Raw genomic sequence first — 14,987 nt, 5'->3', positions numbered from 1 at the left:
ATTAACTTTAAGTTCTCTTAAGAAAGCAAGCTTACTTTTGGTAAAAACTTAATTTATGCACCATCTTTTAATCAAGGATTTTATAGTACTGTTTATAGGCATTATCTCCATTGGAGGGGCTATGGCACAGAATACTATTTCCCTAACAGGAAAGGTGGTCGAGGGCACCACAGGGCAGATCCTTCCATTTGTGACGGTTTCCGTTAAGAGTGCAGAAACTTTATCACTTATTACTGGAACGATAACTGACGATTCCGGGCGCTTCAACCTTACAGATCTTCCCACTGGCAATTACTCGGTTGACATATCGTATATCGGTTTTGAGACCGTTCAGCGTTCTATTGCCTCCACGGGCATCAACCCGATTTTTGATCTTGGTACTATAGAACTTTCAGAATCTGCCCAGAATCTGGGAGAGGTGGCGATTACCGCAAGACGTGCCACGGTAGATGCAGATCTGGATAAAAAATCCTTCAGCCTTGATCAGAACCTTGCACAGGCCGGTGGTTCGGTACTTGACGCGATGCGAACAATGCCGGGCGTTGCCTTTGATCAGGAGGGTAAAATTGTTTTGCGTGGAAGTGATAAAGTGGTCGTGCTCATCAATGGCAAACAGTCCAGTCTAACAGGATTTGGCAACCAAAAGGGACTTTCAAACATCCCCGCGGCAAATATTGAGCGTATTGAAATCATCAACAATCCCTCGGCAAAATATGATGCTAATGGTTTTGCCGGAATCGTGAACATTATTTATAAAAAAAACAAGGAAGAGGGTCTTAATGGGGAAGTTGGACTTTCCTTTGGACTCGGGACGCTCTCAAAGCGAAGGAAAGATACACCAACGGATTTTGGCAGTTATTCGGTGAACCCAAAACTTATCCCAAGTTTCAACCTGAATTACAGGACCGAAAAACTCAACTATTTTCTTCTTACCGAATTCATTTTTCAGGAAGCCCTGCCCAACAATGAATTCACAACCCGTTTTTATGATGACGGGCGCAATATCCTCTCACAGGTTCCTGAAAACAGAAGACAGTTCAGGTCGATCATAACGGGTGGGATCGATTATGCAATTTCTGATAATGATGCACTTACTGTATCTGCAATGTTCGACCGCGAAAAACATATTGACACGTCACAGGTAGCATTTATAGATCTGAATACCGCTACGCGCAACCGCCTATACACGTGGCAGGAAGAGGAAGTGACCAGCTTTATCAACCTGGCCACCGCTTATAAACATAATTTTGAAGAACCTGGGCATTCATTCTCGGCAAACGCACAATATACCCGCGGATTAGAAGATGAAAGCTATTTTCTGAACGACAGTTCCGCAATACGCATCGGTAAGGATATGACAAACATCCGTGCGATCGAGCATACCACAAGCCTTTCGGCAGATTATGAACAGGCCCTGAGTGATGGCAGGATCGAAGCGGGCCTAAAGGGCCGTTTTAGAAGCCTACCCGTAGATTATACTATCAACAGGGGCAATCAGTCCATTATTTATCCCAATCTGGGCGATTTTTCAAAATGGACAGAAAACCTTTACGCAGCTTATGCTAATTATGTGCTGGAACGGGAGGGTTATGATATAGAGGCCGGTTTACGAGCAGAAGAGGTCTCTGTTTCTTACACCCTGGATCCACAAAACATATATTACGATAGCAACGATAGTTATGATTATTTTGAGCTTTATCCCAGTATGCGGTTTACGTATAAATTGAATACAAAAAATAGGATTTCCCTATTTTATAACCGGCGTGTGGACAGGCCTGGCGAACCCGAACTACGTATTTTTCCCAAATATGACGATCCTGAGTTGCTAAAAGTTGGCAATCCCTATCTAAGGCCGCAGTTTACAAATTCCATAGAGGTGGCCCATCGCTATTCCTGGTCATCGGGCTCGCTGTTTTCGGCATTTTATACCAGATATATAGATGGCGCATTCCAGCGTATTTTCAGTATTGACGACAGCAATCCGCAATATGATATCGTAAATCGTATTTACCAGAATACTGGCAAAAGTTCCAATACGGGGATCGAGATTTTATTTAGTCAGGATATTGCAGAATATTGGCAATTGACTTCAAGCGCCAATATTTACAGCAATGGCATAGACGCTTTTGAGGGCACATTGCTATTTCCGTACGAGAGGACGTTTTTCATTAATAAATCCACCGCCACTGCAGGGGATTTTAAGATCAGCAATACCCTTCAACTGCCCTGGGATCTAGAGGCGCAGCTTACCGGAATCTGGTTCTCAAAACGTAATATTCCACAAGGTGAGGAGCTTGCGCGTTCTTCGGTGGATTTTGGCCTGAAAAAGTCTGTTTTTGGGCAAAAAGGGGAGGTTTTCCTATCAGGAACCGATATCCTGAACCGTTTTGGGCTTCGCCAAAGGCTCAATGGAGAGGGGTTCACCGCACGTTACAATAATTATTATGAGACACAGGTTTTTAGGGCTGGGTTTACGTATAAATTTTAAACAAAACCCTAAAAGGAAATTGCAATCAAATTTACTGGTTTTTGAGGATATCATTATGAAAGCACTTAATAAGGTTGCCGAGATTACCCTGTTGTTCTGGGTCATGAAGATCATTGCAACCACACTGGGCGAGACCTTTGGTGATTTTCTGAGCATGACGCTCAACCTGGGATACCTTACGGGAATAGGCATTACCCTCACGTTTTTTATAATCGTATTGCTGGTTCAGCTTGCCTCAAAGACCTTTGTACCCCTAAAATACTGGCTCGTGATCATCGCCACCACTACACTTGGGACCGAAATATCTGATTTTATGGACCGAAGCCTCGGGCTGGGCTACACGCTGGGAAGCATCATTTTGTTCGCGCTGCTGCTGCTTACTCTATACTTTTGGTACAGCAAGTATAAAAACCTGAAAGTATATCCCATCATCGACCGCAATAAAGAAATCTTTTACTGGGTCGCGATCCTTTTTTCCAATAGTCTGGGAACCGCATTCGGCGATTATTTGAGCGATGTGGCCGGGCTAAGCTATCTTGTGGGTGCCTTGGTGACCGCAAGTGTCATAGCGGTTGTTCTTCTGCTGCATTACTTTACAGGGTTGAACCGGATCCTGCTATTCTGGGTGGCCTTTGTGTTCACCAGGCCCTTTGGGGCAACCTTCGGTGATTTTCTGACCAAGCCCATCGCAAAGGGTGGCCTTGAACTGGGAACACTCCCCGCTACTTTGGTCTCCATAGTGCTCATTGGGATATTGATCTATCTCTCCCATCGCTCAATGACTAAAAAGGATACAGATGGAATTACTTAAGATTCTCTTGAAATCAGCTTTAGACAGGTATAGTAACTTTGTGGTGTAATTCTAAAATTGAAAATCATGAAAATGTTGAGATTTTTGGGGATTCTGTTGTTCAGTTCATCCCTATTTGCAGGAACCATCAAAAAAGATGCGCCAAAGGTTGTCAGAGACGCGTTCGCGAAAAAATTTCCGGAAGCAAAATCTGTGAAATGGGACAAGGAATCTCAAAATGAATGGGAGGCCGAATTCAAAATGGACGGAATGGAATATTCTGCCAACTTCAATAATTACGGGGTCTGGAAGGAGACCGAGCACGAGGTCAGGCAGGCCGATGTGCCACATGAAGTCATGGCCTCGCTCAAAAATGAATTTCCCGGCTACAAAATAAGGGAGTCTGAAATATCAGAGACATCTGAAGGTATGGTTTATGAATTTGAGGTCAAAAAAGGCGGATCAGAAATCGAGGTTGCCCTTGATTCCCATGGTAAAGTAGTAAATAAAAAAGAAAATGACGGAGAGGGCGAGGATTGATAATCTGTCTTCCATTTATTTTAAATAGCCGGAAAGGATCCTAATCTGTAAAATTTTAGGATCCTTTTTATTTTGTAAAAAAGGGAGATCCAAAAAGCGTCCCCTATAAATTTAGATTCTCTTTAGATTCGGTTAAAATTTAAAATAGATTCAGGTGGCATCTTTGTGGTTTAAAATTTACCAAAGTGACCTTTAAAAACAAAACAGACAGGTATTATATATTATTTCTTCTTTTGGCGTTCGCCCTGCTCCTGTTCGGCCTTGGCACCTATGGACTGGCCGAGACAAGCGAGGCACGTTATGCAGAGATTAGCCGGGAAATGTTTCTCTCGGGCGACTATCTTAATCCCGAATTATTAGGGATATTCCACTTTCACAAGCCGCCCATAACCTATTATATCACAACGGTGGGCTATAGGATTTTTGGGATCAATGAATGGGGCGCACGCTTCTTTCTACAGATCGCCGTTATCATACAATTGTTCTTTGTCTATGGTCTCGCCAACCTGCTCTATAGAAACAGGAAAGTCGCTTTTCTATCCGGGCTGATCTATTTCTCGATGCCCATTGTACTTATATCCAGCCGTAACCTGACAACCGATGCCTATTTGACCACATTTATTCTTGCGGCTATTTATTGCTGGCAGTTGTATGTGTGTCATAAAAGAATTATAGTGCTGTATTCCTTCTATTTTTTGATAGGGATCGCACTGCTCACCAAAGGTCCGGTCGCTCTTCTTTTTATTGTCACCTATATTTTAGTGGAAAAGATTGTCTTTAAAAGGAGCTTAAAAATACGTTTACATCATATTATGGGAATTCTCCTTTGCCTGGCCATTGGGGCTAGTTGGTATGTCCTTGTCATGGTGGAAAACCCTAAGCTTTGGGATTATTTCATACAAAAACAGTTGGTTTCCAGAATGAACGCCGACTCCTTCAACAGGGCAAAACCAGTCTGGTACTATGCTTTGTTGCTCACAGGCCTCCTTTTTCCGTGGTGGGTATCCATAATACCAAAGTTCAGATCAAAAATCGCTCAGATCAAAACTCTTCCCAGGTCCGGTATGGTTTTACTGTATTGCAGTCTAGCGGTATTCCTGATTTTTTCGGCTTTCACGACAAAACTTATTTTATATATCCTGCCCATGTTCTGGATGCCTGTTGTGCTCATTGCGTCACAGGTGTCTAAGATAAAATCAGTTACGGGAAAAATTATAAGCCTTACCTATTTGACCTTGATAGGCCTTCTGAGTCTAGGCGTCATAGGGATATGGATAATTGGAATTCCGCTAATAAAGTCCACCACCTACGCTTCACTGATCGCACTTGGAGTGTTGATTGCTTCTTTTATAATCTATTTAATTATTGACAATGAAAAACGCTATAAACCCGCATGTATGGCTGCGGTTTTTGGTGGTGGGTTGTTGCTGATCTCCTCAGCGGTTTTGAGCGCCAACAGTGCCTTGATAAACAGTACACGGGATATGGTGGGTTTTATCAACCATATCTCTACCGAAAGTGATAAGACCATAGTAGTCGATGATTATCTGCTTACCTCAATACCCTTTTATACAGACGCGCAGCTTATTACCCTCAAGGATGACCGCAATACCACCCAACGCGAGATTCAGTTCGAAAATGACCAGAAATGGAAGGAAGGTTTGTGGGATGTCCATGATCCCATGACCCTCTCCAAAATGGATTCCGTTTCCAAAAAAGATGGAAATTTCCTTCTCCTTAGCAACAGGGAGGCCATTCAGGGAAATCTGGGATTCTTAAAATCAAGATACAACAGCGAGAAGGTATATCCAAAATGGAGACTTTATTACAACAGGAGGGCGCTTTAGATTCCCTTTAGTTTTGCCTTAGGACAAACAAAGATCCCTCGACTACATTTAATTCATATATATATTCAGCCCATAGGATCAGAGTTACTTTAATCAAATTCCCAAAACCGATGTTGCCCTATTTTAAAAGCTTTATACTATCCTCTTTTCTCTGTATCTTCCTTTGTACCGGCCTTTGGGGTCAGAGCAGGGCAATAGAAACAACTGGTGATGTGCTCCTTTTTGCCGTTCCGGTAGCGGCTCTGGGCACAACCCTTATCCTTGGGGATAAGGAAGGTAGCTGGCAGTTTACCAAGGGCTTCCTGCTCAATCAGGCCGTTACCTATGGGCTAAAAATAACGTTCCACAAGCCCAGGCCCTTCCATAATGGCGACAATGCGTTCCCTTCTGGCCACACGTCCACCACCTTTCAGGGTGCCTCTTTCATCCATAAGCGCTATGGCTTCAAATACAGTATTCCGGCCTATATAATGGCGGGCTTTACTGCTTTCAGCAGGATCAATGCTCAAAAGCACGATGGATGGGACATACTTGCCGGGTCTGTGGTGGGAATAGGCAGTACGCTATTGTTCACAACAGATTATCAACAGGAACATATGGCCTTAACCTTTAACAGCTATGATAACAGTTACCTCCTGGGATTCACCTATAAATTTTAGATCATGACCCCATTTATCCAAAAGGTCAAAGCATATTGTCAGGAACTTATCCAACAGAGCCATTGTGCCAAGCTTCCATTTCATAATTGGTGCCACACGGCAAATGTGGTTCAGAACGTTATAGAAATAGGATCTGCAGAAAAAATTGATCGCAAGGAACTGGAATTTCTTATTGTCGCGGCATATTTTCATGATACCGGTCATGTGGCTGGATCTGAGAGCCATGAGGAGGGAAGCTGCTCTTTTGCAGAGAATTTCCTCAAAAGGAATGGTTATGGCCAGGAAGGTATAAATACTGTCCTTAAGATAATAAGAACTACCGCAATGCCACAAAACCCACAGACAAAATTGCAGAGGATCATTTGTGATGCAGACCTTGCACATTTGGGAAAACCTTCATTTACAGATGAGAACAGACGGTTGAGGCTAGAATGGGCCAGCCATTGCGATATGAGATTTTCTGACAGGGAATGGGTTAATATGAATATTCATTTTCTTGAATTGCATGATTTTAAAACCTCCTACGGAAGGATAAATTATAATGACCAGAAAAACAAAAATATAAGATTGCTAAAAGATGGGGGGATTAATCAATAATTATTAACCCCATATATTCAGCACTTCGAAATATTACCTCCCCCATGCGATTTAACCCTTTTAAAAATGAGCTGTATTATTTTTTATGTTAATAGCAGATATTTGACTCCATACAGATCCCTTCCAATATCAGAATTAGGATATTTGACTTAAAATACATAGTATTATTTTTAGTATTTGCAGTAATGACTATGAATACCGGATCTTGCTCCAGATAATCTATCTTATGAATAAAGATAACGATGCAAACTATCAAAAATTGAAGGCTTGGTAAGACAAAAATAATGGAGCAGATATTGTCAAACTATATCAATTCTGAAAATCCAACTTAAATCAGAATTATAGCTTAAAACCGGGGACACCTTTTTTACATATAAAAGCCAAAGGTATGATTGGGAACCATACTGAAATTAACGATATTAGTCATTCATTGAAAAAATACAAAAAGTAGCAGGCCATATAATTAAAAAAGACGTAATGAAGGTTAAGAATAATACAATATTGCTCATTTTCCTTTTGTTATCAATTCAGGAAGGGGTTTCTCAAGAAAATATTCCATATCTAAAGAAAATAGGTAATAAAACGCATTTAGTTGTCGAAAGTAAACCATTCATAGTCTTGGGTGGTGAGCTGGGAAACTCATCGTTTACATCTATCGAATATATGAAACCCCAGTGGGAGAAGTTCAAGGCCATGAACCTGAACACAATTTTGGCACCTGTTTACTGGGAACTTATTGAGCCAAAACAAGGTCAATTTGATTTTGAGCTCTTAGATAAAATGGTCGCAGAAACCCGGAAAAACAATATGAAGTTGATTATCCTTTGGTTTGGATCTTGGAAAAACAGTATGTCGAGCCATGTACCTTCCTGGATAAAAAAAAATCAGGATAAATATCCAAGGGCAATTAACGAAAGAGGTGTAAGTCAAGAAATTTTAAGTCCTTTCAATGAAAATAACCTGAATGCGGATATAAATGCTTTTAAAAAATTGATGACCCATATAAGGGATATTGACCAGGGACAACAAACCGTTATCATGGTACAACCTGAAAATGAAATTGGGATGTTACCTTCAGCCAGAGATTATAATCCTTTGGCAAATGAACTTTTTCGACAGAAAGTACCATCTGAACTAATGGGTTATTTGCAGGAGAACAAGGAAAATCTAGTGCCTGAATTTTTTAACGTCTGGAAAAAAAATAAATTTAAGACTCAGGGAACCTGGGAAGAAATTTTTGGCCAGGGCTATGCTACAGATGAAATATTTATGGCTTGGTATTTCTCTCAATTCACAGAGGCTCTTGTCAAAGCCGGAAAAGAAATTTATCCATTGCCCATGTTTGTAAATGCGGCACTGATAAGACCTGGGAAAATTCCGGGAGAATATCCAAGTGCTGGTCCTCTTCCACATTTAATGGATGTTTGGAAAGCAGGGGCGCCATCCATTGATATGCTTTCCCCAGACTTTTACAATCCGGATTTTGAGTACTGGAACGATCTCTATGTCAGACAGGACAACCCTCTATTTGTCCCTGAACATAAATTTGATAATTCTGTGGGAGCAAAAGCTATATTCGTGATAGGACATTACGAAGCCGTTGGTTTTTCACCGTTTAGCATTGAAAGTGGTTTAAATAGTGAATTGGCCCAAGCATATAGCTTGATAAACCAACTCAAACCCCTGCTGGCCGCAAACTTTGGTAAAAATAAGATAGAGGGGGTTCTACTTGATAAAGATAAAATACTGACTACAGTAGTTTTGGGAGATTATGAATTTTCTTTTAAAAACAGCTACACACTGGGTTGGGAGGCAGGAGCAAAGGATGATGTTTGGGACTTGGGCGGGGCGCTGATCATTCAGACCGATAATAATGAATTTTATGTGGCCGGTTCTGGAGTGGTGATTACATTTAAAAATTGGAGAAAAAGGGATCAGATAGTAGGTATCTTAAAAAATGAAGAAGGTATTTTTGAAAATGATAAATGGAAAGTTACAAGACATCTCAATGGCGATCAAACGCATCAGGGAAGACATATTCGTATAAGCCATGGAGATTATTCTATCCAGAAATTCCAGTTATATGAATATGATTAGGACACAAGTATCAAGTTTCAACAGTCTACAACAAAACAGTTCATTAAAGTGCATAGCAGAATAACAGATCTTTGTGGCTAAAATTTGACATTGAAAGAATACAATTTGTTGTATATTTTAAGAAACCAAATGGCAAAATTGCTTCGGAATAATTAACTTTGAGCTTGTTTGAAATTATCCATTTGGCTGAAATAAGCCTTTCTATTTAAAGTTTTTTTACTTCCATCAAAAGCATTTCTCTTTTATTTTAAGCGAATCTTCTAAAGAACCTCTAATGTATTTCCCCATCCTTTTAGTGCACATTTCAATTTATCTAGCAGAAAGTCATTTACGTGTGCTGTAATTTTATTAAATGGACTTCTTAAGGGAATATAGCATCTCCTAGAACCGGACTGTCTGAAGGTTTATTTATTCCCATTATTATTGCACTTTAACAAGACTTATGGTCATGGCATATTTTGGTATTTAATCCCACAATGCTTTCATCCAAAGCTTCAAACGATTTGCATAGGTTTAAAAAAATCCAAGCTACTGTTAACTATATTACTGAAAGCAATCAAGAAGATGTAAAACCAGCACAATAAAAACAGGAGATGTGTAAATATATCTGCAAATTTTTGATATTGGAAAATGCGTAATATATAGTTACAAGAAACCGCCCATAGGACTACCCCTTTAATATCGAAGTTGATTGACACTATAATTACTTATCAAAATAATCATAGGGTAAATATAAACGTCTACACTTCATCCAATTTAAAAGGTAATTTTCTTATTCGTTTTTTGGTGAGATCATAAATCGCATTGGTAAGCGCCGCTGCAAATGGTGGAAGTCCCGGTTCCCCCACTCCACCTGCATCTTCATCATTTTTCATAATAAAAACCTCTACTGGCGGTATATCTGTGATACGGGGCATATGGTAATCATAAAAATTGCTCTGTTCAACCAAGCCATCTTTAAAAGTGATCTCGTGTGTGGTTGCTGCCCCTAACCCCATAACGACTGAGCCTTCTACTTGGGCTTGAATAATATCCGGGTTCACAAACCAGCCACAATCAATTACCGCCCATACCCTATCTATTTTTAGTTTTCCCTTGGCATCTTTTGAAACTTTTACAACCTGTCCCACGGTAGTATTAAAACACTCAGTAATCGCGGCCCCCATTCCAAATGCCTCACGTTCTTGATCCCATCCTGAAACTTCGATCATTCTATCAATGAGGTCCTGCTCACGTTTTGCCGGCAAATGTTCCCTTCGGAAGCGCAACGGATCCTTACCGGCCTTAATCGCCAGCTCGTCCATAAAACTTTCAAAAGCAAATCCGTTTGTTGAGGCATAAACAGAGCGCCACCACAATACTGGGATTGGAGTTTGGAACAATACATCCGAAATACTTAAATTTGGAATACTTTCATAATAGGGCTTAAGAAAACCCTCTGATGTACTTCCATCGGGAGTTCCTATAGTGCTTGGACAAAACGTATTCGCTAAAAAAAGCAGCTGCTAAAGGCAGATTAATAGCCGAAGATGCAATGACGTATGGAACGCTTTCAAGAGAGTATGCACAGGATACCTTCGGGGCTCATTTTGTAGAAGTGGCTGTACATGAATTTACCAAAGAAATAAGAGTAAAACGCATGCTGGCCGCCTGTCACGCCGGCAGGATTTTAAATCCTAAAGCAGCTCGCAGTCAAATTATAGGTGCAATGACCTGGGGCATAGGATCGGCCTTAATGGTGGATTTAGTGGTGGATAACCGGTTGGGATATTTTGTAAATCATGACCTCGCCGGATATGAAGTTCCCGTTCATGCTGATATTCCACGGCAGGAGGTGATTTTAGTTGAAGATGAAGACAATACCATGTCTCCTATGAAAGCAAAAGGAATTGGGGAACTAGGCCTTTGTGGTGTAGCGGCAGCTATAGCCAATGCAATTTATAATGCGACCGGTACACGAGTACGGGAGTATCCGATTACAGTCGATAAGCTTTTATAATAATAAAAAAATATCATTCTAAAAGTACTTATGGCAGGCGGTACCGGCTGGCCCGGTACCGCACTGATCAGTGGTGTTTCCAAAAATCAAAATATACAGCTTATAAGTTCTCTATCTAAAAAGTACAAACCTGTGAGCCTTGCTCGGTAATGAGATCTTCTAATTTTTCATCCCACTACTTAAGATTAAAATTATACCAAAGGATATCAATAGATTGATAAGGATTTTATCTGTAATATATACACTCCTAAAACCTCAATTAATAAATACTTACAATGTGATAAAATCTTATTGTTTTATTATTTTTTTGGTAATCGATCCTTTTTCCGAAGAAATCTTAATAAGGAACATACCCGAAGCCATTGATGATGCATCCAGGACATAATTGGTTTTTCCTTCAAGACAATAAGTAGTGATAATTTTTCCTAAAAGGTTCATAAAACTAACTGTTACAGGTTCAATATTGGTCATTTTAAGGTTCAAATTAGCAGTTTTTAAAGGGTTCGGATATAAAACCAATTGAAGATTCTCATCTTGGATATTTAAATCCTGGCTACCATAAATTTCAAATTCATATAAGGAAAACCCAAACTCTGTCGCGCGTGTGTGCCCATACATTCTTACATAGCGCGTTGTAACCAGTTCTAGTGTTATATCATCTGTTCCCCCATCACCATTGCTTTCTGTATAAACAGTTTCCCAATTTACAGCGTCATCAGAAATCTGGATCTCATAACTTTGACCAAAAGCGGATTCCCAGAGCAATTTCACAGAGGAAATTTCCATACTCTCCTGCAAGTCAACATAAATCCATTCATCGTTTTCATAAACGCTGGACCAGCGTGATTCAGCATCACCGTCATTGGCAAAGGTTTCGATCAAGCTGGCATTTTCAATAGAAGAGGCTGATATGGGCTTAAAAAGAGCCAGATTTCCATTGCTTTCCCTAATATTTACATTAAAGGAGGCGTATGCACTAGCACCCTTAGTGTCCGTCGCCTTAACTGTTAGCGTGGTATTACCTTCCTGTTTTTGAGTTATAAGTACGTTTAATGTTCCGTCATCTGTTATTTCCGCGTTAGCGATAGCTGGATTACTGTTTGCCGAAATACTATAAACCAAGTCGGTCATATCCTGCGCATCATAAAATATGGTATCTAAGGCTACATAATTTTCTACACTTTGCGCATTTTCAAGAAACAGGTTTAGATCCGAGATATTGGCCACGATACTTGGCGGCTCATTAATACGGTCTGGATCTATCTCTAAATCTATATCTTCGGGATACGTATCTGCCAAATAAGTGATCCCTTCTCTTGCGGTCTCAAAACTTCCCCCATCAAAGCCCCTAAAGTCCCATGCGTTTGATCCTGCATACCCGTATTCATAGGCAAGTTGATACGCTTCTAAAATTGTATAACTAGGCGCATCTACCTCATCAATCGCCCTGCTGGGAAACTCACCAATCACAATGGGTTTATCAAGTCCCCACCAGTCTGCCGGACGGTGAAATGGGGAAAGGTCAATATCAAAATTACTCGGGTAATAATGAACTTGATAAAAGTCCAGTGTCCCCAAGGGATCACCCCCAACTGCAATTAAGCGATCGTCCCTATAATAATTGGTATGCCCTTCTATATCTGTCATGGTCTCAAAATTTGCCGCTCCTGAGGAAACTTGAGCAGTGGGTACCGTTCTATGAATTGCCCCTACCGTTAAATTTATAAATTGCTGAACGTTGCGTATTGCCGTGCGTACCGGGGTATAGCCAAATTCTTCTGTCATGCCCTCTGGCTCGTTGAATATCTCCCAGCTCAATACCGCGGGATGATCCCCTATTTCCTCTAAAATGGGTATGAGCGCATTTTCAATATAGGTCTGTGTTATGGCCGGATCTTCCAGTAAGGCCTTCATGACCTGCTGGTCCTGTCCCTGTGGCTGCAACATGTCAAACGACCAGAGGCACATACTTATGGCAATGCCCCTGTTATAGGCCAGGTCAAGCACTGTGCGCATATTGGGTATGGTATTGGGATCAAGGCCGGTCACGTTGCCGGCAGCGTCAAATTGCGGACTGTTGCTTCCATTGGTATGCAGCCACCAGCGCATGGTATTACCACCAGCAGCTTCAATACTATCCATTATGCCTTCAAAATATTGGGGATCCAGATCAACGATATCCCGGGCAAAATTGTTCCAGGCCAGGTTGATACCGTCAGAAAATTTCAGCTGTGTGCCTTGAGTCAAAGAAATGCGGTTATTCCCATTATTGGTAGGGTCGCCCACAAATACCTTTACCTGATCCCGATCTACATTACCCATCGCATCTGCTACCTCTAAGGTAAGTTCATAGCCTCCCAGTGTTGCGGTATAACTCAATTGCTCACCTGTTCCAAGCGTATCTCCATTTTCTGAAAACCATGTGTAGGATACAATATCGTCGTTGGGATCTGAACTGGCTGAGGCATCTAGAATAAGCGTTTCCATGCCATCGCCATCCACATCCATTTTTACCTGTTGAAAACCAGCATTGGCAATGGGTGCTGGACTTGTTTCTAAGCCTACAAGGAAATAATCAAGATCCATATAGCCATAACTTGCCCTGATCTCGATGGTATTCACTCCCACATTCAACAGGATTTCTTCGGTATCCAAAGTGGTAAAGTCATCGCCTCCGGGGAAAGTAATATCCCGAACAAAATCACCATTTACATACAAATTTTGTATTTTTTCTCCGTAAACCGAGCGGTATCCCAAGGTCAAAGGATACAGGCCTTCACTTTCACGCTCCAGGGAAACAAGCACGCTTCCCCCTGCTTCAAAAACCACATAGCCCTCTCCCGAAAAACCAGGAGCCACATTATTGGTGGTCACCCCTGTGAGTGTGCCATCCTCAGCTTCGAGCGCATTAGGTACATTACGGCTACCCAGTTTAAAATAATCGAGGTCCATATATCCATAATTAGCCTGGATAGATATTGTATTTGATCCCGCATTTAAGGGGATTAGATCGGTATTCAAGCTTGTAAACGAATCGCCTTGCGGAAAAACAACGTTCTGCACCAAAATATCATTAACATACAGATCCTGTATCTTTTCGCCGAAACCCGACCGGTACCCCAAGGTAAGCTCATACATGCCGGCGGCGGCTGCATCTAAAGTTATAGAAACGCTGCCTGTTGCTTCGAAAACCACAAAGCCGCTACCTGAAAAACCAGTTCCCTCACTGCTTACTGTGGCATCGATAATTGTAGCATCTTCAGCCTGATACGTACCGGGATCAACCTGTACGCCCACCCGAAAATAATCGAGGTCCATATATCCATAATTTGCACGTATTTCTAGAGTGTTTTCACCCGCATTTAAAAAAAACTGGTCTGTATTTAGGTTTGTGAAATTTTCCCCCTCAGGGAAAACAACGTTCTGCACCAATGTGCCATTTACGTACAAATCCTGAATTTTTTCACCAAAGGCTGCCCGGTATCCTATCGTTAATGGATAATAGCCCTCATTCTCAACATTAATGGAAACGCTCACGCTTCCCTCCTGTTCGAAAACAATATAGCCAGACCCCGAAAAACCGGAACCTTCAGTGCTTATTGTGGCTTCTGTGAGCGTACCATCTTCGGCCTCATAGGTGGTCTGGCCAAAAGCAAGGCCAAGACCGCTCAAAATAAATAATGTAACAAGTAAAAATTGTTTCATAATAGAAGATATTAGTTGGAAATATGACAATAATTTTCTTTAAAATAATCGCTTTTCAATATGCTGCTGCTGCTTTAAAGTTATCCAACTTCTTGTTTATCAAGTAATACAAAATCATCATTATATGATAGTATTCTTAAATAACTGGTTAAAAATGATGAATTAAGAAAATTGAAACTTAAATTTTTTAGATTAAATTAATTATTGCCAGTTACAGGGGAGTTTATACAAAAAGGGCTTTGAAAATTTCAAAGCCCTTTAAGGT

At 40.9% G+C, this 14,987-nt stretch carries 10 protein-coding genes; 8 read left to right on the top strand and 2 right to left on the bottom strand.

The genetic code is table 11. The annotated features are described in order from the left end of the window. Positions 1 to 55 precede the first annotated feature (55 nt). The 7 genes from P162_RS14140 to P162_RS14110 all read left to right on the top strand — a co-directional run bounded on the left by P162_RS14140 (position 56) and on the right by P162_RS14110 (position 9,018). Positions 56 to 2,488 carry an outer membrane beta-barrel family protein gene (locus P162_RS14140; protein WP_031428288.1) on the top strand — a complete coding sequence of 811 codons (2,433 nt, stop codon included), beginning with the start codon at positions 56 to 58 and terminating at the stop codon, positions 2,486 to 2,488. Between the two features lie 19 nt (positions 2,489 to 2,507). Continuing rightward, positions 2,508 to 3,299: a hypothetical protein gene (locus tag P162_RS14135; RefSeq protein ID WP_316931610.1), complete on the top strand. Its 792-nt coding sequence runs from the start codon at positions 2,508 to 2,510 to the stop codon at positions 3,297 to 3,299. A 66-nt stretch (positions 3,300 to 3,365) separates the two neighbouring features. Continuing rightward, positions 3,366 to 3,818, top strand: a complete 453-nt coding sequence (locus P162_RS14130; protein ID WP_051907916.1) for a PepSY-like domain-containing protein — start codon at positions 3,366 to 3,368, stop codon at positions 3,816 to 3,818. A gap of 185 nt (positions 3,819 to 4,003) precedes the next feature. After that, positions 4,004 to 5,665 carry an ArnT family glycosyltransferase gene (locus P162_RS14125; protein WP_031428283.1) on the top strand — a complete coding sequence of 554 codons (1,662 nt, stop codon included), beginning with the start codon at positions 4,004 to 4,006 and terminating at the stop codon, positions 5,663 to 5,665. 110 nt (positions 5,666 to 5,775) lie between these two features. Further along, positions 5,776 to 6,324 carry a phosphatase PAP2 family protein gene (locus P162_RS14120; protein WP_031428281.1) on the top strand — a complete coding sequence of 183 codons (549 nt, stop codon included), beginning with the start codon at positions 5,776 to 5,778 and terminating at the stop codon, positions 6,322 to 6,324. A gap of 3 nt (positions 6,325 to 6,327) precedes the next feature. Further along, positions 6,328 to 6,921, top strand: a complete 594-nt coding sequence (locus P162_RS14115; protein ID WP_031428280.1) for an HD domain-containing protein — start codon at positions 6,328 to 6,330, stop codon at positions 6,919 to 6,921. A 477-nt stretch (positions 6,922 to 7,398) separates the two neighbouring features. Then, positions 7,399 to 9,018 (top strand): DUF5597 domain-containing protein, encoded by a 1,620-nt coding sequence (locus P162_RS14110; protein WP_031428279.1) that lies wholly within the window; start codon positions 7,399 to 7,401, stop codon positions 9,016 to 9,018. Positions 9,019 to 9,758: 740 nt separating this feature from the next. Here the strand turns inward: P162_RS14110 and P162_RS14105 are convergent. Then, positions 9,759 to 10,400: a molybdopterin cofactor-binding domain-containing protein gene (locus P162_RS14105; RefSeq protein ID WP_241077781.1), complete on the bottom strand. Its 642-nt coding sequence runs from the start codon at positions 10,398 to 10,400 to the stop codon at positions 9,759 to 9,761. Positions 10,401 to 10,489: 89 nt separating this feature from the next. Between P162_RS14105 and P162_RS14100 the strand changes: the two genes are divergently transcribed. Further along, positions 10,490 to 11,017 (top strand): molybdopterin cofactor-binding domain-containing protein, encoded by a 528-nt coding sequence (locus tag P162_RS14100; protein ID WP_316931609.1) that lies wholly within the window; start codon positions 10,490 to 10,492, stop codon positions 11,015 to 11,017. A gap of 288 nt (positions 11,018 to 11,305) precedes the next feature. Here the strand turns inward: P162_RS14100 and P162_RS14095 are convergent, their stop codons facing one another. Next, complete coding sequence (locus P162_RS14095; protein ID WP_051907913.1) at positions 11,306 to 14,722, bottom strand: CBM35 domain-containing protein; 3,417 nt, start codon at positions 14,720 to 14,722, stop codon at positions 11,306 to 11,308. Between the last annotated feature and the right edge of the window lie 265 nt (positions 14,723 to 14,987).

It is taken from the genome of Flavimarina sp. Hel_I_48, assembly GCF_000733945.1.
Lineage (GTDB): Bacteria > Bacteroidota > Bacteroidia > Flavobacteriales > Flavobacteriaceae > Leeuwenhoekiella.
The sequence above is the reverse complement of the archived record's forward strand: the minus strand, read 5'-3'. Positions and strand labels throughout refer to the sequence as shown.